The organism is Mycolicibacterium nivoides (assembly GCF_003855255.1).
In the GTDB taxonomy this organism is placed as follows: domain Bacteria; phylum Actinomycetota; class Actinomycetes; order Mycobacteriales; family Mycobacteriaceae; genus Mycobacterium; species Mycobacterium nivoides.
Map to the genome: position 1 here is coordinate 1,460,781 of NZ_CP034072.1, position 19,363 is coordinate 1,480,143.

15 protein-coding genes are annotated in these 19,363 nt (G+C 66.5%); 4 read left to right on the forward strand and 11 right to left on the reverse strand.

Features of this window, described 5'->3' with window-relative positions; all coding sequences use genetic code 11:
• Positions 1–2 precede the first annotated feature (2 nt).
• Positions 3–2,768, forward strand: coding sequence for a DNA polymerase I (polA, locus tag EH231_RS06955; protein WP_124712143.1), 2,766 nt, complete (start codon positions 3–5; stop codon positions 2,766–2,768).
• Positions 2,769–2,790: 22 nt separating this feature from the next.
• Here polA and EH231_RS06960 read toward each other — a convergent pair whose 3' ends face one another.
• Entirely contained in the window at positions 2,791–3,981 is a 1,191-nt protein-coding gene (locus tag EH231_RS06960) for a PrsW family intramembrane metalloprotease (RefSeq protein ID WP_241177902.1), read from the reverse strand.
• Between the two features lie 239 nt (positions 3,982–4,220).
• On the opposite strand from EH231_RS06960, the gene rpsA reads away from it, so the two are divergent.
• Both rpsA and coaE read left to right on the forward strand, forming a co-directional pair.
• On the forward strand, positions 4,221–5,660 hold the full coding sequence (gene rpsA, locus EH231_RS06965; protein ID WP_003884756.1) for a 30S ribosomal protein S1: 1,440 nt from the start codon (positions 4,221–4,223) through the stop codon (positions 5,658–5,660).
• A gap of 75 nt (positions 5,661–5,735) precedes the next feature.
• Positions 5,736–6,899 carry a dephospho-CoA kinase gene (gene coaE, locus EH231_RS06970; RefSeq protein ID WP_090430985.1) on the forward strand — a complete coding sequence of 388 codons (1,164 nt, stop codon included), beginning with the start codon at positions 5,736–5,738 and terminating at the stop codon, positions 6,897–6,899.
• A 26-nt stretch (positions 6,900–6,925) separates the two neighbouring features.
• Here coaE and EH231_RS06975 read toward each other — a convergent pair whose 3' ends face one another.
• From EH231_RS06975 to EH231_RS07015, 9 genes are all read right to left on the reverse strand, one after another.
• Positions 6,926–8,389 carry a flavin-containing monooxygenase gene (locus EH231_RS06975; protein ID WP_124712144.1) on the reverse strand — a complete coding sequence of 488 codons (1,464 nt, stop codon included), beginning with the start codon at positions 8,387–8,389 and terminating at the stop codon, positions 6,926–6,928.
• A 91-nt stretch (positions 8,390–8,480) separates the two neighbouring features.
• Entirely contained in the window at positions 8,481–9,209 is a 729-nt protein-coding gene (locus EH231_RS06980) for an SDR family NAD(P)-dependent oxidoreductase (protein WP_090430982.1), read from the reverse strand.
• On the reverse strand, positions 9,206–10,150 hold the full coding sequence (locus tag EH231_RS06985; protein ID WP_124712145.1) for an alpha/beta hydrolase: 945 nt from the start codon (positions 10,148–10,150) through the stop codon (positions 9,206–9,208). The genes EH231_RS06980 and EH231_RS06985 overlap by 4 nt, the downstream gene beginning before the upstream one ends.
• 30 nt (positions 10,151–10,180) lie before the next feature.
• Positions 10,181–11,560, reverse strand: a complete 1,380-nt coding sequence (locus tag EH231_RS06990; protein ID WP_090430978.1) for a glutamine synthetase family protein — start codon at positions 11,558–11,560, stop codon at positions 10,181–10,183.
• Entirely contained in the window at positions 11,557–12,846 is a 1,290-nt protein-coding gene (locus EH231_RS06995; RefSeq protein ID WP_090430977.1) for a type I glutamate--ammonia ligase, read from the reverse strand. Before EH231_RS06995 ends, EH231_RS06990 begins: the two co-directional genes overlap by 4 nt.
• Positions 12,839–13,918 carry a hypothetical protein gene (locus EH231_RS07000; RefSeq protein ID WP_124712146.1) on the reverse strand — a complete coding sequence of 360 codons (1,080 nt, stop codon included), beginning with the start codon at positions 13,916–13,918 and terminating at the stop codon, positions 12,839–12,841. The genes EH231_RS06995 and EH231_RS07000 overlap by 8 nt, the downstream gene beginning before the upstream one ends.
• Positions 13,915–14,685 carry an SDR family NAD(P)-dependent oxidoreductase gene (locus EH231_RS07005; protein ID WP_090430973.1) on the reverse strand — a complete coding sequence of 257 codons (771 nt, stop codon included), beginning with the start codon at positions 14,683–14,685 and terminating at the stop codon, positions 13,915–13,917. The genes EH231_RS07000 and EH231_RS07005 overlap by 4 nt, the downstream gene beginning before the upstream one ends.
• On the reverse strand, positions 14,682–15,962 hold the full coding sequence (locus EH231_RS07010) for a YlbE family protein (RefSeq protein ID WP_124712147.1): 1,281 nt from the start codon (positions 15,960–15,962) through the stop codon (positions 14,682–14,684). The genes EH231_RS07005 and EH231_RS07010 overlap by 4 nt, the downstream gene beginning before the upstream one ends.
• Positions 15,959–16,690: an SDR family NAD(P)-dependent oxidoreductase gene (locus EH231_RS07015; protein WP_206429636.1), complete on the reverse strand. Its 732-nt coding sequence runs from the start codon at positions 16,688–16,690 to the stop codon at positions 15,959–15,961. The genes EH231_RS07010 and EH231_RS07015 overlap by 4 nt, the downstream gene beginning before the upstream one ends.
• Before the next feature lie 170 nt (positions 16,691–16,860).
• On the opposite strand from EH231_RS07015, the gene EH231_RS07020 reads away from it, so the two are divergent.
• Positions 16,861–17,595, forward strand: a complete 735-nt coding sequence (locus tag EH231_RS07020; protein ID WP_090430967.1) for a FadR/GntR family transcriptional regulator — start codon at positions 16,861–16,863, stop codon at positions 17,593–17,595.
• A gap of 76 nt (positions 17,596–17,671) precedes the next feature.
• Here the strand turns inward: EH231_RS07020 and EH231_RS07025 are convergent, their stop codons facing one another.
• Entirely contained in the window at positions 17,672–19,219 is a 1,548-nt protein-coding gene (locus EH231_RS07025) for an APC family permease (RefSeq protein WP_206429637.1), read from the reverse strand.
• Positions 19,220–19,363: the final 144 nt, after the last annotated feature.

The window sequence follows — 19,363 nt, forward strand, 5'->3', positions numbered from 1 at the left end:
CCGTGAGCCCCGCGAAGACCGAGACGAAGAACGCACCGAACCCGACCGCTGACGACAAGCCCACACTGATGCTGCTCGACGGCAATTCGCTGGCTTTCCGGGCGTTTTACGCGTTGCCGGCCGAGAATTTCAAGACTCAGGGCGGGCTGACCACCAACGCGGTCTACGGGTTCACCTCGATGCTGATCAACCTGCTGCGTGACGAGCAGCCCAGCCACGTGGCCGCCGCGTTCGACGTATCGCGACAGACGTTCCGCAAGGACAAGTACCCGGAATACAAAGAGGGCCGCTCCGCGACGCCCGACGAGTTCCGCGGCCAGATCGACATCACCAAAGAGGTGCTCGGCGCACTGGGCATCACCGCGATGGCCGAACCCGGCTTCGAGGCCGACGACATCATCGCCACCCTGGCCACCCAGGCCGAGCAGGAGGGCTACCGGGTTCTGGTTGTCACCGGCGACCGTGACTCGCTGCAGTTGGTCACCGACAACGTCACCGTGCTCTACCCGCGCAAGGGGGTCAGCGAGCTGACCCGCTTCACGCCGGACGCGGTGGTGGAGAAGTACGGGCTGACGCCGACGCAGTATCCGGATTTCGCGGCCCTGCGCGGGGACCCGAGTGACAACCTGCCCGGCATTCCCGGGGTGGGAGAGAAGACCGCGACCAAGTGGATCGTCGAGTACGGCTCACTGCAGTCGCTGGTCGACAACGTCGAGAGGGTCAAGGGGAAGGTGGGGGACTCGCTGCGGGCCAACCTGTCCAGCGTGATCCTCAACCGTGAGCTCACCGACCTGGTGCGCGATGTGCCGCTGGCCCAGACGCCGGACACGCTGCGGATGCAACCCTGGAACCGCGACCAGATCCACCGGCTGTTCGACGACCTGGAATTCCGGGTGCTGCGCGACCGGCTGTTCGAGACGCTGGTCGCCTCCGAGCCCGAGGTCGAGCACGGGTTCGACGTGCGTGGCCGGGCATTGGAGCCCGGTGAGCTGGCCGCCTGGCTCGCCGAGCACAGCCTGGGTAACCGGTTCGGACTGGCCGTGGTCGGCACGCATCTGGCCTACGACGCCGACGCCACCGCACTGGCCATCGTGGCGGCCGACGGCGACGGGCGCTACATCGACACCGCCACGCTGACACCCGAGGACGAGGAAGCGCTGGCGCGCTGGCTGGGCGATCCCGGTCCGCCCAAGGCACTGCACGAGGCCAAGCTGGCCATGCATGACCTGGCCGGGCGCGGCTGGACATTGCGCGGGGTCACCTCCGACACCGCGCTCGCCGCCTACCTGGTGCGGCCGGGGCAGCGCAGCTTCGCCCTCGACGATCTGGCGGTGCGCTACCTGCGTCGCGAGCTGCGCGCCGAAACGCCTGAGCAGCAACAGCTTTCACTGCTGGATGACTCGGAGGGAGTCGACGAGCAGGCGGTGCAGACGCTGATCCTGCGGGCTTGCGCGGTCCTGGACCTCGCCGATGCGCTGGACGAGGAACTGGCCCGGATCGACTCGTCGTCCCTGCTGGGCCGGATGGAGCTGCCGGTGCAGCGGGCGCTGGCCGAGATGGAGTCGATCGGCATCGCCGTCGACCTGGGCAAACTGCAGGAACTGCAGAGCGAGTTCGCCGACCAGATCCGTGACGCCGCCGAGGCCGCGTACGCGGTGATCGGCAAGCAGATCAACCTCGGGTCGCCCAAGCAGTTGCAGGCTGTGTTGTTCGACGAGCTCGAGATGCCCAAGACCAAGCGCACCAAGACCGGCTACACCACCGATGCCGATGCGCTGCAGTCACTGTTCGACAAGACCGGTCATCCGTTCCTGCAGCATCTGCTGGCACATCGGGACGCGACGCGGCTCAAGGTCACCGTCGACGGCTTGCTCAACGCGGTGGCCTCCGACGGGCGGATTCACACCACGTTCAACCAGACCATCGCGGCGACCGGCCGGCTTTCGTCGACCGAGCCGAACCTGCAGAACATCCCGATCCGCACCGAGGCGGGCCGACGCATCCGCGACGCGTTCGTGGTTGGAGGTCGCCCTCCGGGCTCCGGCGGCGGTGCGGGCTCGGACGGGCCGTATGCCGAGCTGATGACCGCCGACTACAGCCAGATCGAGATGCGGATCATGGCGCACCTGTCGCGAGATGAGGGCCTGATCGAGGCCTTCAACACCGGTGAGGACCTGCACTCGTTCGTGGCGTCGCGGGCGTTCTCGGTGCCGATCGACGAGGTGACCCCGGAGCTGCGCCGACGGGTCAAGGCGATGTCGTACGGCCTGGCCTACGGGCTGAGCGCCTATGGGTTGGCCAGCCAGCTCAAGATCTCCACAGAAGAGGCCAAGGTGCAGATGGAGCAGTACTTCGACCGGTTCGGCGGAGTGCGTGACTATCTGCGTGACGTGGTCGACCAGGCGCGCAAGGACGGGTTCACCTCAACAGTGCTGGGCCGTCGTCGCTACCTGCCGGAACTCGACAGCAGCAACCGCAATGTGCGCGAGGCGGCCGAGCGGGCCGCTCTCAACGCGCCGATCCAGGGCAGTGCCGCCGACATCATCAAGGTGGCGATGATCAACGTCGACGAGGCGATCAAGGAAGCCGGGCTGAAGTCACGGATGATCCTGCAGGTGCACGACGAGCTGTTGTTCGAGGTGGCAGACGGCGAGCGGGAGGCCTTGGAGGCTTTGGTGCGCGAGCACATGGGCAACGCCTACCCGTTGGATGTGCCGTTGGAGGTGTCGGTCGGGTACGGCCGCAGCTGGGACGCCGCCGCGCATTAGCGGCGCGTCTGGCAGCGCCCGCTCACCAGTGGACGGGCGCCCGGTAGTGCGCCATCCAGTGCAGGATCGGAGCGGCTGACCGCGCGGCGGTCACCGCGTACACCTCTTCCTGCTGCAACGCGTACACCTGCGCGTTGCCGAAGCCACGGTCGATGCGGTCCCGGACGAAGGCCAGCTCGACAACGGCGGCGGCGAAGGCCGCGACGGCCTTGCCCGCGGGACGACCGCCGGCCAGCGTGGCCTGCTTGATCGCGCCGTGGCGGCTCTTCAACGACCCGAGCCAGGTGGCTTCGTTGGGGGTGATCAACCCGGCGGCGACCATGCCCGGCAGTTTGGCGGCCACCACATGCTGCTCGCGGCGACGGCTGATGACCGCCACCACGATCATCGTGACGAAGATCGGCACCATCCAGACCGCGTACACGATGAAGTAGGTCCCGGCGCCCACCAGCGACGAACCGTTCCACAGTCCGTGCATGAACACCGCACCCAGGTAGCCGGCCAGGACGCAGAGCACTTTGGCGCCGGTGCTGCGCCGTTGCAGCGCGAAGTACACCCCGATCGCGGTCATCGTGGTGAACAGCGAGTGGGCGAACGGCGCCATGATCAGGCGCATCGCCGCCGTCAGCAGCGATCCGGCCAGCGAATCGGCGCTGGAGATGTACATGATGTCTTCGAGCCAGGCGAAACCGAGACCGACGAGGCCGGCGTACACCAGGCAGTCGGTCAGGGAGTTGAGCTCGTTGCGGCGCCGCCCGGTCATCATGATCAGCAGGAACAGGCCCTTGGCGGCCTCTTCGATGAACGGCGCGCGGATCGCCACCGAGGCGAAACTGTGCGCCGATTCGGCCGAGTCGACACCGGGTGCCAGCAGCGCGTCGGTGAACAGGCTCAGCACCAGGGACAACACGATGGCGACTGCGGCGCCCCAGCCGAAGGCCAGCAGCAGCAGCCTGGGCGGTTCCGGTTCCCAGCGGTCCAGCCACAGGTAGGCGAACACCGCCCCGGTCATCACGATGCTGGACAGCGTGAACCCGATGATCGCGCCGGCCGGGTTGAGCGCGGTGAACAGCAGCACCAGCGCACCGATGACGACGCCGCAGGCGATGATCGCCGCCAGCGGGGCGCCGACTTTGCGGACCGGTCTGGGCATCGGCGGGGTGATCGGAAACCATGGCCGATGGACCGGGCCGGGGGTCGGGGAGTACGCCACCCGCAGAAGCGTAGCCGTGGGTAGGCTGCGTGCCCGGCACAAATTCGGACGACGGTCCGGCGCGCTGCTGACACCCCCGTCGCGGGGGCGGTTTGTCCTGCGTGTGCCTGGTCGAGTACCCTCGTTACGTATCTGTGTGCACAGCTTGACACCGTCTGGTCACTGCCACGGATCAATACGAACGCATTACAGCAATACCACTGTCCCTACTAGTAAACCTGTCCGGAGCAACCCACCACATGCCAAGTCCCTCCGTCACCTCGCCGCAAGTAGCCGTCAACGACATCGGCTCGGCTGAGGACTTTCTCGCCGCCATCGACAAAACCATCAAATACTTCAACGATGGCGACATCGTCGAGGGAACCATCGTCAAGGTTGACCGTGACGAGGTCCTGCTCGACATCGGTTACAAGACCGAAGGTGTCATTCCTTCCCGCGAACTCTCGATCAAGCACGATGTCGACCCCAACGAGGTCGTTTCCGTGGGCGACGAGGTCGAGGCCCTCGTTCTCACCAAGGAGGACAAGGAAGGCCGCCTGATCCTGTCCAAGAAGCGCGCTCAGTACGAGCGTGCTTGGGGCACCATCGAGGAGCTCAAGGAGAAGGACGAGGCCGTCAAGGGCACCGTCATCGAGGTCGTCAAGGGCGGCCTGATCCTCGACATCGGTCTGCGTGGCTTCCTGCCCGCATCGCTGGTCGAGATGCGTCGTGTCCGCGATCTGCAGCCGTACATCGGCAAGGAGATCGAGGCCAAGATCATCGAGCTGGACAAGAACCGCAACAACGTGGTGCTGAGCCGCCGCGCCTGGCTGGAGCAGACCCAGTCCGAGGTGCGCAGCGAGTTCCTCAACCAGCTGCAGAAGGGCGCCATCCGCAAGGGTGTCGTCTCGTCGATCGTCAACTTCGGCGCCTTCGTCGATCTCGGCGGCGTCGACGGCCTGGTGCACGTCTCCGAGCTGTCCTGGAAGCACATCGATCACCCGTCCGAGGTGGTTCAGGTGGGCGACGAGGTCACCGTCGAGGTGCTCGACGTCGACATGGATCGCGAGCGGGTTTCGCTGTCGCTCAAGGCGACTCAGGAAGACCCGTGGCGTCACTTCGCCCGCACCCACGCGATCGGTCAGATCGTGCCGGGCAAGGTCACCAAGCTGGTGCCGTTCGGCGCGTTCGTCCGCGTCGAGGAGGGCATCGAGGGCCTGGTGCACATCTCGGAGCTGTCCGAGCGCCACGTCGAGGTCCCGGACCAGGTGGTCCAGGTCGGCGACGACGCGATGGTCAAGGTCATCGACATCGACCTGGAGCGTCGCCGGATCTCGCTGAGCCTCAAGCAGGCCAACGAGGACTACACCGAGGAGTTCGACCCGTCGAAGTACGGCATGGCCGACAGCTACGACGAGCAGGGCAACTACATCTTCCCCGAGGGCTTCGACGCCGAGACCAACGAATGGCTCGAAGGCTTCGACAAGCAGCGGGAGGAGTGGGAGGCTCGCTACGCCGAGGCCGAGCGCCGGCACAAGATGCACACCACCCAGATGGAGAAGTTCGCCGCGGCCGAGGCCGAGGAAGCTGCCCGTCCGGTGTCCAACGGGTCCTCGCGGTCGGAGGAGTCCACTGGTGGCACGCTGGCCAGCGACGCACAGCTGGCTGCTCTGCGCGAGAAGCTCGCAGGCAACGCCTAAGAAGTAAGACAACGAACGCCCCGGCCCATTGGGTCGGGGCGTTCGTCGTTCCGGGGGCCTGACAGACTGTTGGGCGTGCTTCGCATCGGGTTAACCGGCGGTATCGGCGCCGGGAAGTCAACAGTGTCGGCCACATTCAGTGATCTGGGCGGCATCATCGTCGACGGTGATGTCATCGCACGTGAGGTGGTCGAGCCGGGTACCGAGGGGCTGGCCAAGCTGGTCGAGGCGTTCGGGGACGGGATCCTGCTGCCCGAGGGCGCGCTGAACCGTCCAGCCTTGGCGGCTGTCGCCTTCAGCGACGACGAGAAGCGTGCCACCCTGAACGGCATCGTGCATCCGCTGGTGGCGCACCGCCGATCGGAGCTCATCGCCGCGGCCCACGAAGATGCGGTGATCGTCGAGGACATCCCGCTGTTGGTGGAATCCCAGATGGCGCCGATGTTCCCGTTGGTCATCGTGGTCAACGCCGACCCGGAACTACGCGTCAAGCGGCTGATCGAGTACCGCGGATTCACCGAGGAGGACGCCCGCGCCCGCATCGCGGCGCAGGCCACCGAGGAGCAGCGCCGCGCCGTCGCCGATGTCTGGCTGGACAACTCGGGCAGCCCCGGCGCCGTCGTCGAACAGGCCCGCACCCTATGGCACGAGCGGATCCTGCCTTTCGCGCACAACCTGAAGATCGAGCAGCCGGCCCGTCGCGACGCCGCGGTGGTGCCCTATGACCCGACCTGGCCGGATCAGGCCCGCCGGATCGTGGCCCGGCTGAACACCGCATGCGGACACCGCGCCGTGCGCATCGACCACATCGGTTCGACCGCGGTGCCGGGGATGGATGCCAAGGACGTCATCGATGTGCAGGTGACGGTCAAGTCCCTCGCAGTCGCCGACGAATTGGCCGACGCGCTGTTGACGGCAGGTTATCCGGTGGTGCCGGGTGTCACCGCCGATACTCCGCACGATGATGATCCGGCGTTGTGGCGCAAGCGTTTCCACGCCTCGGCGGACCCGGGCCGGCCGACCAACGTGCACATCCGGGTGGACGGCAGGCCCAACCAGCGGTTCGCCCTGATGTTTGTCGACTGGCTGCGGGCCAACCCGAACGTGCAGGCCGACTATCTGGCCGCCAAGCGTGCCGCACTGACCGCACCCGACTACGTCGCGGCCAAGGAGCCGTGGTTCCTCGATGCCTACCACCGCGCCTGGAAGTGGGCGGACGCGACGGACTGGCGGCCCTAGCTCGGCCAGTCCGTCGCGTCCGCTGGTCAGGACAGCCGGACCGCGATGCGGCGTAGCAGTTTGGTGGCCATGATGTATGCGGTGGCCCCGAACGGCCATTGCGAGACGATCCGTCCGCTGCCGGCCTGGAAGTAGTTGTTCACCTGCGCCCACACCGTTTTCGACAGCCGGTCCTGGATCCACTCGTTGTAGAGGGCGAATGCGGAGCGGCGGACCTCGATGGTGCTGGCGCCGGTGCTGGCTGCCCGTGCGATCAGGCTGGCGGTGAAGGCGGCCTGCGCCTCGTAGAAGGACACCAGAGGGATCGAGTTGGTGTTGGGTCCGTACATGATGAAGAAGTTGGGGAACTTCGGCACCATCATGCCGAGGAAGGCCTCGGGCTCACCTTGCCACTGTTCGTGCAGCTCCGCACCGCCGCGGCCGTGGACACGGTAGTTGCCGAGGTAGTTCGCGGCATCGAATCCCGTTGCCAGCACGATGATGTCGAGGTCGTGCTCGTCGCCGTTGGCGTCGACCGCTCCGGTCTTGGTGAGTCCTTTGACGGCATGCGGGACGAGGGTGACTTTCGGGTTGCGCAGCGACGCGTAGTAGGTGTCGCTGACGACGGTGCGCCGGCCCTCGAACGGGAACTTCGGGGTGGCCAGCTCGAGTAGGTCCCGTCGGTCGCCGAGCTCTCTGTTGAGGAACTCCACCGCGGCCTTGTGTTTGCGGCGGTTGGTGCGGCCGGTGGACTTGGCATGGCTGGAGCCGTATTGCCGGACGTCGTAGCCGAGGTACAGCTTCAGCCGCCGCCAGGCGTAGACCGGCGCCAACCGGTTGAGTTGGCGCTGCAGCGGGGTGAAGTCGTGGCTGTTCTTCGGCAGCAGCCAGTTCGGCTCGATCTGGAAGATCTTGACCTCGGTTCCGACCCGTTCCGCCTCGGTGACGACCTGCACCGCCGACGATCCGGTGCCGACGACGCCGATCGCCTTGCCCGTCATGTCCAAGCCGTCGATCCAGCGCGACGTGTGGCAGATCGCACCGTCGAAATCGCCTTGTTCGCGGGCGAACGGCGGGATCAGGGGGATGTTGAGGAAGCCGACGGCGCTGATCACCGCGGTGAATATGCCGTGGTCCGTGCCGGAGTCGGTGCTGATCGTGTAGGTGTGGTCGGTATCGGACCAGGTGACGTCGTTGACCTTCTCGTTGAACCGGATGCGGCGGGGCAGGTCCCACTTGGTGGCGACGTGGTCGAGGTAGGCGCCGAGTTCACGCCAGCCCGCGTGCGTTCGGGTCCAGTCGTAGCGTTCGTAGGAGAACGAGTAGATGTGGGATTCCAGATCGACCTCGGCGCCGGGGTAGCGGTTGTGGAACCAGGTACCGCCGAGCGCCGGGGCCTGCTCGAAGATGACGAAATCCTCGATGCCCTTCTTGCGCAAGGCGATCGCCGCGGCGATGCCGCTGAAGCCGGATCCGATTATTGCGACGCGCGGTTTTGCTGGCCGGCCCATCGTGTCTCCCGTCTAAAGAACTATAGGTCCAGTATTTAGACCATTAATGAGGATGTCAATCCCCCAAGGTCAGTTGGGGAAGTGGGTTTGGTTACTTGATCTGTGCGGTCCATCCGCCGTCGACGACGAGGTCGGTGGCAGTGACGAACGATGCGTCCTCGGACAGCAGAAATGCTATGGCGCCGGCGATTTCGGCAGGCATGCCGAGCCGTCCCAACGGTGTCCGGCTCTCCATGTCGGCACGGCGGCCGGGATTGTCGACGTAGAGGTAGTCGATCATCGGGGTGAGGATCGCGCCGGGGCACACGGTGTTGGCCCGGATCCCTTCCGGGGCGAGCTGCAGCGCCAGGGCTCTGGTCAGCGAGACCACCGCCGCTTTGCTCACCTGATAGGCATCCAGCGGGGAGTCCATCCCCCGGATACCGGCGGTACTCGCGACGTTGACGATGCTCTTGCCGGAGCCGCGTCGCAGATGCTCGACGGCGGCCGTGGTGACCTTGCGCAGACCGTGCAGATTCACCCCGAGCGTGACGTCCCAGACGGACTCGTCGATGTCGAGTGTGGAGCCGTCCCGGTCGAACAAGGCCACTCCGGCGGCATTCACCAGATAGTCCAGCCCCTTGCCGCCCAGCCGATCGAACAGCTCGGCCGGATCGCCGCCCCGTAGGTCGAACGCGACGTAGTCGGCCTCGGGCGGCAGCGCAGCCGCCCGCTCACCGAGATCGGTGGCGATGACGTGGACACCGTCGGCGACCAGGCGGGCCACCGTGGCCGAGCCGATGCCGCCACCGGCGCCGGTGACCAGTGCGGTGCGTGTCATCGGGCCGGCTGCTCGGTCAGTGCCAGGGCATCGGCCAGCCGCCGGCCGGCGAAGGTCATGGCGTCAGTGGCGGTGGGGAACACCTCGTCGAGGCCGAAGAACCCGTGCACCATGCCCGGGGTCTGGTGGCTGCGCACCGTGACACCGGCCGCGCGCAGCGCAGTCTCGTAGAGCTCACCCTGCGGGCGGATCGGATCGCATTCGGCCAGGATGATCGTCGCCTCCGGCAGCCCGGCCAGGTTGGCGTCGAGGACGTTGACCCTCGGGTCCGACGCGACGTCGGGGCCGGGCAGGTAGTTGTCCTGATGCCATTGCAGCTCATCGCGTTCCAGCATCACGCCGTCGTACTCGGAGTCCATGCCGCGGACCAGGTCGGTGGTGGTGACGGGGTAGACCAGCAGTTGATGGCGCAGCACCGGGTCCCCAGCGTCGCGGTAGTGCAGCGCGACGGCCGCCGCGAGATTGCCACCGGCGCTGTCGCCGGCCACCGCGATCCGGCGGGCATCGACGCCGAGTCCGGATTGCGGGTTGCGGGCCCACTCGACGGCGTCGATCGCGTCGTTGACGGCGGTGGGGAAGCGGGCTTCGGGGCCGCGGCGGTATCCGACGGAGAGCACGGCACTGCCCGACGCGTTGGCCAGCAGCCGGGTGGCGGCATCGTGGGAGTCAACGCTGCCCAGCAGCCAGCCGCCGCCGTGGTAGTACACCGTCAGGGGCAGGTCGGCGGCATCTGTGGGCAGGTAGAGCCGGCCGGGGATGCCTTCGCCGTCACGGGTCCCGATGGTGAGATCCACGACGCGGTGCACCGCGGGTTTGGCCAGTGCGGCGAAGGTGTTCTCGAAGTTTTCCCGGGCGGTGGGCACCGGCAGCAGGTGGGCGTTGGGACGGTCCGAAGCCTTGGAGTCGTCGAGCATCTTCTTGGCGATGGGGTCGATCGGCATGGTTCTCCTGTGTGTCGGTGGGTTGGCGTGCTAGACGCGTTCGTAGTAGCGGCGGGACTCCCAGTCGGTCACGGTGTGGGAGTCGAAGGCCTCCAATTCGCTTTGGGCGGAGGCCAAGAGGTGGTCGAAGACCTCGTCGCCGAAGGCCGCGCGGGCCATCTTGCTCTCGGCGAACAGGTCGATGGAGCGGTGCAACGACGTGGGCACGGTGGTGATGTCATCGCCGGTCCAGGCATTCCCGCTGAAGATCTCGGGGATCGCCATCTCGTGATCCAGCCCGTCGAGGCCCGCCGCGATGGTGGCGGCGTAGGCGTAGTAGGGGTTGACGTCGGCGCCGGGGATCCGGTTCTCCACCCGGTACGACGGACCGGAGCCGACCAACCGGAACGCGCACGAACGATTGTCTTCGCCGAGGGCGATGGCGGTGCCGGCGAACTGGTCGGGCTGGAATCGCTTGTAGGAGTTGATGGTCGGCGCGAACATCAAACTGATCTCGGCGGCGTGATGCAACTGGCCCGCGACGAACGAGCCGAACCGTCGAGACATCCCGTGCCGGTCGTCGGCCCAGCACAGCGGCTCTGCACCGTCGGCCGACCACAGGCTGACGTGCAGGTGACACGACGATCCGACCTCGTCGATCTTGGGCTTGGCCATGAAGGTGACCGTCAGATCCGCCGCGTGGGCCAGTTGCTTGACGCCGTACTTGAACAGCACGTGGCGATCGGCCATCGCCAACGAATCGCAGTAGTCCAGGGTGACCTCCTGCTGACCCAAACCCCACTCGGGTTTCGAGGACTCCACGGACACACCGAATTCGGGCATCTGGTTGCGGATCCGCTCGATGAACCAGTCGTCGCGCGCGGACTGGATCATCTGATAGTCCGAGCGGTAGTCCGACATCATCTTCAGGTTCTGGTAGCCCAGTTCCCAGGCCTGCCGTGGTGGTGTCGCGGCCAGATAGAACTCGAGCTCGGAGGCGAACTTGAACGACAGTCCCCGTTCCCGGGCCCGGGCCAATTGGGTGCGCAGGATGGTGCGGGGCGCCACGGCCAGCAGCTCGTCGGAGTCCATGGGATAGGCGTCGCAGATCACCAGTGCGGCCGACGGCTCCCACGGAACTCTGCGCAGCGTCGCCAGATCCGGAACGAGCCGGATGTCCACCCAGCCGTTGTCGGCATTGGACACCGGGAGGTCCAGCGGATTCATCTCCAGATCGACCCCGAAGATGAAGCTGCTGGCATTGACCCCGGAGCCCTGCAGGCCCAGGCTGCGGAAGGCCGGAATCGTCAACCGTTTACCGACCAGGCGCCCGTAGGGATCGGGCGCGGCGCAGATCACGGTGGTGATCTCGCCCGCGGCGGCCAGCTCCTCGAATCGGTCGAGGTTCAGCACAGGTGGCGTGGTGCTCATTGGTGCTCCAGGTGTCGATGCAGTTCCCAGGTGGTGATCGTGGTGCGCAACCACTGGTCATAGCGTTCCATTTCGGCTCGCCGGGTGGCGGCGAAGGAGGTGCAGAAGGTCTTGCCCAGCAGGTCGGCGGTCCAGGCCGAGTTCTCGAACCGCGCCAGTGCGCTACCGAGGTCGCCCGGCAGCTCGGCGGGTTCTGCGTCGCGGGCCGGCACCGGGAGCTCATCGAGCAGGCCGTGCAGACCGGCGGCCAGCAGGGCCGCCCCGACGATGTAGGGGTTGGCGTCGGCTCCGGGTCTGCGATGCTCGACCCGGGCCGATCTTCGGTTGGGCAGCAGAACGCGGGCCGCGGTGCTGCGGTCGTCGTAGCCCCAGGTCGCGGCGGTGGGGGTGAACATCTCCGGGTCGATGCGCTTGTAGGAGTTGATGTTCGGGTTGAGCATCAGCACGGTGTCGGCCATTCCGTCCAGCAGCCCGGCGAGGTAGTGGCTGCCTTCGGTGGACAGCGCCCCCGACGCGTCGGCGAAGACGTTGACCCCGTCCCGGTTCAGGCTGGAATGCACGTGTCCGCCGGCCCCTGACTTGTCGGCGAAGGGCTTGGCCATGAAGCTCGCGTGCATGCCCCGCTCTGCGCACAGGTCACGGAGATACTGCCGGGCCCGGACCGCGTTGTCGGCGGCCCGGACGGCGGGCGCCGGGGCCAGGGTGAACTCGAAGAACCCGGGACCGAGTTCGGTGTGGAACATCTCGACCTCGATGCCGACCTGGTCCATCCGATTGATGAACTCGGTTGCCAGGCTGTGTATCTCGGCACCTCGGGTGAGGCTGTAGGCGTTCTCGGTACGGCCCCGGGGCGTGAACCCGGGCAGCACTGCCGCCGGGGAGGCGCCGGCCTCGAAGATCCACATCTCATACTCGAAGCCCAGCACCGGGTCCAGGTCCAGGTCGCCGTACCGGTCGACGAGACCACCCAGCACGGCTCGTGGCGACAGTTCCAGCGGTTTTCGGTCGGCATCGACCAGCTCGGCGATGACGGCGTCGGTCCCGGGCCGCCAGGGCAGTGCGATGCGGGTGGATTCATCAGGAATCAGCAGGGCATCTGGGTAGCCGTTGGCCGCGCTGCTGAACGGAGTGTCGGTGACGTCGTCGGTGAGGGACAGACCGTAGACGATGGTGCAGAACGCCAGGTCCGACGACCCGTGGGTCTTGCTCGAGCGGATCAGCTTGCCGCGTAGGCCCAGGTCGTAGTCGGCGACCTCGAGCTGCGTCGTTGCCACGGTGTCAGTCATGCTGCGTACTCCTGATACTCGTTGTCGGGCTCGGTCGCACCGCCGGGTCGCGGCCGACCCGGCGGTAGACGTGGTCGGGTACGTCGGCGGGGTCGTGGTAGACCCACCACGTGCACGAGGTCGCCGGGCTGTCGGGCGTCCAGGTGGGCGGGTCGATCACCCGGGTCGGATAGCCCAGCCGGTCGATCGGCATGACCTCGTTGAGCTGGCAGCAGTGCACGCAGTACGAGCAGATGCCGACCGTGTTCCAGGCCCAGTCGTGCGCCTCGGTGGTGACAGCGAACTCGAACGGGGCGCCGGACCGCGGGGCGTCGTCGGTGACCCGGGCGTCCAGGGACCGGCCTCCCGATCCGCAGGGGGCGAAGCGGAAACCGGTCCGGCCGGGTTCCTCGATCAGCTCGATGTCCCCTTGACGGCCGATTCCGGTCAGGTGCGCGTGGAACCCGTCGACGATCGCCACCATCAGCTGGTGGGCCGATTCGGTCCACGGCTGATTGTCCAATGAGTAACGGCGGGTGTGGATTTCGTACCAGTCGCTCATCAGGAAGTCCCACAGCTCGCCGAGCGAGGATTCACCCACCAGCTTGACCGCGATGTCGACCATGCCGGCCACCCGGTCGACCGCTCGGTCGTGGATCTGCTGCCATACCTGTCGCGCGGACTCGATCAGTTCGGCCGCCGCGGGATCCTGATCCCGGCAGCCGCGCGCGGCCTGGGCGACTGCGTCGGTGTAGTCCGGCCACTCGGCCCCGATCCCGGCCATTGCCCGACCGCCGACCAGCCCGGTGAGCCGGGCCACCGCGGCGTCGAGATCGGCCTCGGCGACCTGGTGGTCGAGGATCCACCGCGACGTGGCTTCGGGCCACCGGTCGTAGACGTCGCGCAGTTCGTCGGCTTCGGTAACCGATATCTCGACGAGTTGCGCTGCGGCCTCCCAATCCCGGCGCCGCACATGCTCGATCGCGGTGCGGAAGGTGCAGCGGGCCAATTCGGCCCAGCTTCCGGCGCGCGCATTGCGATGAAGGGAGGGTTCGTAGACTACGACCGCCGGTTTCGGGGATGGGGCGCTCATGTCAGTTCGAATCCGCCGTCGACCCGCAGGTCGGACCCGGTGATGTAGGCGGCCTGGTCGCTGAGCAGAAACGCTGCGGCCGAGGCGATCTCGTCCGGCCTCGCGAATCGGCCGGCCGGTACCCGTGGTGCCAGTGTGGGCGGCAGGCTGTTCGTGTCGCCGTGGGTGGCGGCCATCGGCGTCGCCACGAAACCGGGGGAGATGCTGTTGACCCGGACTCCGTCGGCGGCCAGGGCGCGGGCACTGGTCTGGGTGAGCATGCGCAATCCGGCCTTGGACGCGGCGTACTGCGGGGTGGGGTCCGGATCGGACAGCGCGATTACCCGGTGTGCTTCGATCGAGGTGATGTTGACGATGGCACCGGCCTTCGCGGCCCGCAGTGACGGGGTCAGGGCGTCGATCAGGTTGTAGGCACCGATCAGGTTGATCTCCAGGCAGCGGGCCCACTGCTCGCGGCTCACCCCGGCGAAGCCGGTGTTGTCGATGATGCCCGCGCAGTTGACCAGGTAGCTGATGGTGCCGACGTTCGCCCCGTGCGCCTGCAGCACCGCCACCAGGTTGGTATCGCGGACGTCGGCCGCACAGCACACCTGTAGCTCGGGTCCATAGTTCGGATCCGGGTCGGGTTGGCGGATGTCCAGCCGGATGGTCCGGATCCCGGCGGACATGAGGGTGGCCGCGGTGGCGGCGCCGATGCCTGATGCGGCACCCGTCACCACCGCGTCACCGCCGCTGAACGACAGCGCGAAAGATCTTCCGGCCGTCACCGGTCGCCGAACCTACGTGTGTGCTCGGCCATGGCGTTGGCGAAGCACTCCCGTGGTGCCCGGATCACCCCGGCGCCGATCTGGCCGCCGTCGCGCCCGGCCAGCCCGACGTCCATGACCGGCAGTACCCCGGTATCGAGCACCTTGCGCGCGTCGATCCCGGTCGGGGTGCCCCGGAAGGAGAAGAGCGGTATCCGGTAGGTGCTGTTCTCGCCGTGGGTGATGGCGTACATCTCTTGGTTGCGCTCGATCATCACCTCGGGTGCGCCGCCCTGGTACTCCTGCAGTGACAGTGCACAGGCCTGGGCGAAGCCGCCGAGTCCGACGGTCTCGGTGATCGGTGATTCCCCGCCCATCCAGGTGATCTCGTCTTCGGTGTGGCCGTCGAACAACTTGCCCTGGTGGATCGGCGGCGGGCCCTCGAACCAGGTGTCGCCCAGCCCGGCCAGCTTGATCGCGAAACCGCGGCAGGAAAAGGCCATCGCCGAGACCAGGGTGGAGCCGGCAACGGTCATGGCGTCGGCGGAAGCCTTGGCTGCCGCCATGGACAACCGCAGGAAGAAGTAGTCGTTCTCGGCCAGGTGCAGCATGGTCTCGCGCACCCCGGCGATGTTCTGGCCGGCCATGTCCAGCACCGCGGGCAGGATTTCCCGGTTGAACAGGATCGAGGCGGCCGCATTGCGGCTGTGCACCTCATCGCCCATCCGCAATGCGCGGGCGATCAGTGGCTTGAGAGCGACGCCGCCCTGGCGGCGGATCGCGTCACCGACCACGGGGGCCAGCACCTCGTTGACATGACGCAGTCGGTCGCGCACTCCGTCGTCGTAGCAGCCGTAGTTGAGCCGTCTCGGCTCCTTGCCCTCGTAGAAGTTGCAGAATCCGAGATTGCCGTGGGCCCGGTTCACCACGACGAACACCGGCATGGATGCGGTGTAGATGCCGGCCAGCGAGCCCACCGCGGCGTAGTCGTGGCAGCCGCCCACCTCGATCACGCCGCTGTCGAACTTGGCGATGGCGTCGTCGCGGTCGGTGGCCAGCCCTTCGAACAGGGCGCCACCGATGAGGGCTTCACGCTGACCGCCGCTGTATGCCGGCCAGGGCATGGGTGCACCCGAGGTCAGCACCAGGTTGTCACGGAAGCCGGGCAGTACCTCGCGCGCGGGCGCCACGTCTATCACCCAGGGATCGGCAGCATCCAGACGGGCGAAGGCCTCGGCATTGGCCGCGTCGATATCGATCGTGGCCGCATCGGTGTCGGTGCTGATCTGGGTGCTCACCAGGCCACCACGCCGCCGTCGACCAGCAGGGTCTGTGCGGTGATGAAGGAAGCTCGCGGGGACAGCATGAACTCCACCGCCTCTGCCACCTCCTCAGGTTCCCCGATGCGCTTGAGCATCGCGTATCCGGCGCTGACCTCTTCACCGCCGGACACCCGGGCCATCGACGGGCTCATGGGGGCGCGGATGACCCCGGGCGCGATGTTGTTGACCCGGATTCCTCTCGGCGCCAATTCCTCGGCCAGGTAGCGGGTATAGGACGCGATACCGGCTTTGGTGGCGCCGTACACCGAAGCGCCGCGGAACCGGCCGAAATGGCCGGTCAAGCTGCCGATGTTGACGATCGCGCTGCCCTGGGTCAGCAGCGGGGCCACCACGTCGGTCACCCGGGCCATACCGGCGATGTTCACCTGGAACATCAACTCCAGCTTTGCCTCGTCAAGTTCACCGAGGAACGAATCACGCAGGACACCAGCACAATTCACCAGACCGGCTACCGTCTCGCCGTCGGCGACGGCCAACCCCACCGCCTCGGCGATGCTGCCGCGGTCGGAGACATCCATCGCCACGGTGAGCGCACCCTGCAGGCCGTCCCGTTCCAGGTCGAGTTCGTCGACGGCAGGCTTGAGATCGGCTGCCACAGGTACGTAGTCGCTCTGCAGCAGGCGGCGGCAGATGGCCTGTCCGATCACGCCGGCACCGCCCGTCACGATCACTTTGTTAGTCAATCCACGATCCCTTCGAATGGTCAGCTTCCCTGGACTGCACCAAGTTTCGTGCGATAAGGGCTAAAGGTCAAGTTTTTAGGACTTTAAACTTCTATGGCCGATTGGGCAACGCAAACGCATTCCTCTGCCAGGCGGTGCGGTAGCGTTGGGGCCATCCGAAGGGGGGTAGTATGTCGACAGCCAAGCCGGCATTGGTTCCGGTCCGCCAGATTCCCGCCCATGAGCTGGTCGTTGACCAGATGCGCAGGGCCCTGGAACTCGGCCAGTTCCGTCCCGGCGACAGGTTGCCCACCGAACGCGAACTCTCCGACATGCTCGACGTGTCTCGCACCACCGTGCGCACCGCCGTCGGATTCCTGGAACGGGAGGGGCTGATCGCGGTGCGGCGCGGCCGTGGCGGTGGATTCACCGTCCAGGCGCCGGAGTACGACCCGGTCGAGATGCGCCGGGAGATGCGCCGCAACAAACGCGAGGTCCGAGACGCATTCGACTACCGCATCATCGTCGAGACGGGTGCCACCCGCCTGGCTGCCGAGCGTCGCCGTGCCATCGATCTGACCGGCCTGCACAAGCTGCTCAACGGTATGGACACCGCGTTGCAGACCGCTATGGAAGACCAGTCGGCTCAGCACACCACCGACTTTCAGACCCTGGACTCCGCGTTTCACCTCGGTATCGCCCAGGCCGCGCAGAATGACCGCCTGCTGGACGCGGTCGCGGACGCTCGCCGGAGGATGTGGCTGCCGGTCGGTGCGATCTTCGGACGCCTGGAGCCCAACGCCAACGACTACCACGAGTCGATCCTCGAAGCGATCGAGAACCGGGACCCCGAGTTGGCCGCCGCGCGGATGGAGGCCCACATCAACGACACCCGGCATACCGTCGAGTCGTGGCTCAAGCGCTGACGCACCCCTGAGGAAATGGGTGCGCTCGGTGCGACCCCGGTGGGGGTGGTGGGATCGCACCGAGCGCTCGTCCGCCTCACCGGCCTGCGGGGGATTCCGGTTCGGGGACGGGTTCGTGATCATCGAAGATCGTGCTGCCGATGCGCTCGTACAATTCTGGACGGGCTTTGCGCAGGTACAGGGCCACGGTCATCGACCCGGCGAACAGCCCCACCACGAGATACGGAATGGCCTTGAAGAACAAGGTATCCGAGGCCGCGCCCGCAGCGGCTTGCATGTTCGACGCCATCAGGTAGATCACGTAGACCATGCCGAGGCCGCCGATGATCGGGGCCAGCAGCGTCCGCCACCAGCTCGCGGTCTCGGGGTGCTGCTTCTTGACGTGGAAGTAGATCACGGTCGCCACGGAGCACATGGTCTGCACAATCAGGAGCAGCAACGTGGCCAGGATCGCCACCAGTACGAAAAGGTCCGCATAGGGGTCTGATCCGGTGAGCGAACAGATGGCGACCAGCGCCGCGGCGAATACGCTCTGGGTCAGCGAGGCCACCCACGGGGAGGCATGTTTGGGATGCGCCTCGCCGAGCCGACGCCAGAACAGGCCGTCGCGACCGAATGCGAACAGGTAGCGGGCGGCGGAGTTGTGGATAGCCAAGGCGCAGGCGAACGATCCGCCCACCACGAGCCATTCGAAGACCGTTACCGCCCAAGGGCCGAGGTACTGGGCGGTGGGTACGTAGAGAAGATCGAACGGGGTTGGCCCGGATGCGAGTTCGACCGCTTTGGCCGGGCCGTTGCCGACCACGACGCCCCAGGAGATGAACGTGTAGAACACCCCGATACCGATCACGGCGATCATGGTGGCCCTCGGGACGATGCGCTTCGGGTCCTTGGACTCTTCTCCGTAGATCGCGGTCGATTCGAATCCGACCCACGACCAGAATGCCATCAGCAGACCGAGCCCGACCACACCGCCGGCCACTCCGTTGGTATTCAGCGCGGTCAGCGGGCTGAGCGAGGTGAAGCTCATGCCGTCGGGATGGTGGGCCAGGCCGGCGACCGCGGTGAGGCTCAGCATGCCGATCTCGCACACCAGCACGACGCCGAGAACCTTTGCGGCTACTGAGATGTCAAAATGTGACAGGGCTGCGATGGCGACCAGGCCGACTACGGCGTAGATCTCCCACGGCAGGTCGAGTCCGAACTGGGTGGTGAAGGCCTGATCGGCGAAAGCCGAGAAGATTCCGACCAGCCCGGCTTCCATCGTCATGTAGGTGACCATCGGCATGACGCCGGCGGCGAGCCCGGGAACCTTGGACCAGGCCCTGGACACAAAGGTATAGAACGCGCCGGCCGCGGTGATGTGGCGGGCCAGGGCGACGAACCCGACGCTGAAGATCGACAGGACGATCGTAGCGATGACAAACCCGCCCGGTGCGCCCAGTCCGTTACCGAAACCCACTGCGACAGGAAGGTTTCCGGTCATCGCGGTGATCGGTGCCGAGAATGCGACCACCATGAACACCACACCGGCCAGTCCGATCGCTCCACGTTTCAGCGTGGCCGGCCCTTGCCCGGGCGCCGAATCTGATGCTCCGGTTCCCTGGTCGTAGCTGACTGCCATCACCACCTGCCTTTCGATTGGTTGTCGGGAGCCTATGAGCGTAAAGGTCTAAAGACAAGACCCATAGACCTAAAGTGTTGACGCGTGACATAACGTTTACGCGAGCATATTTCGGCGCGGGCCGTTTTGGTCTAAAAAGTAGTG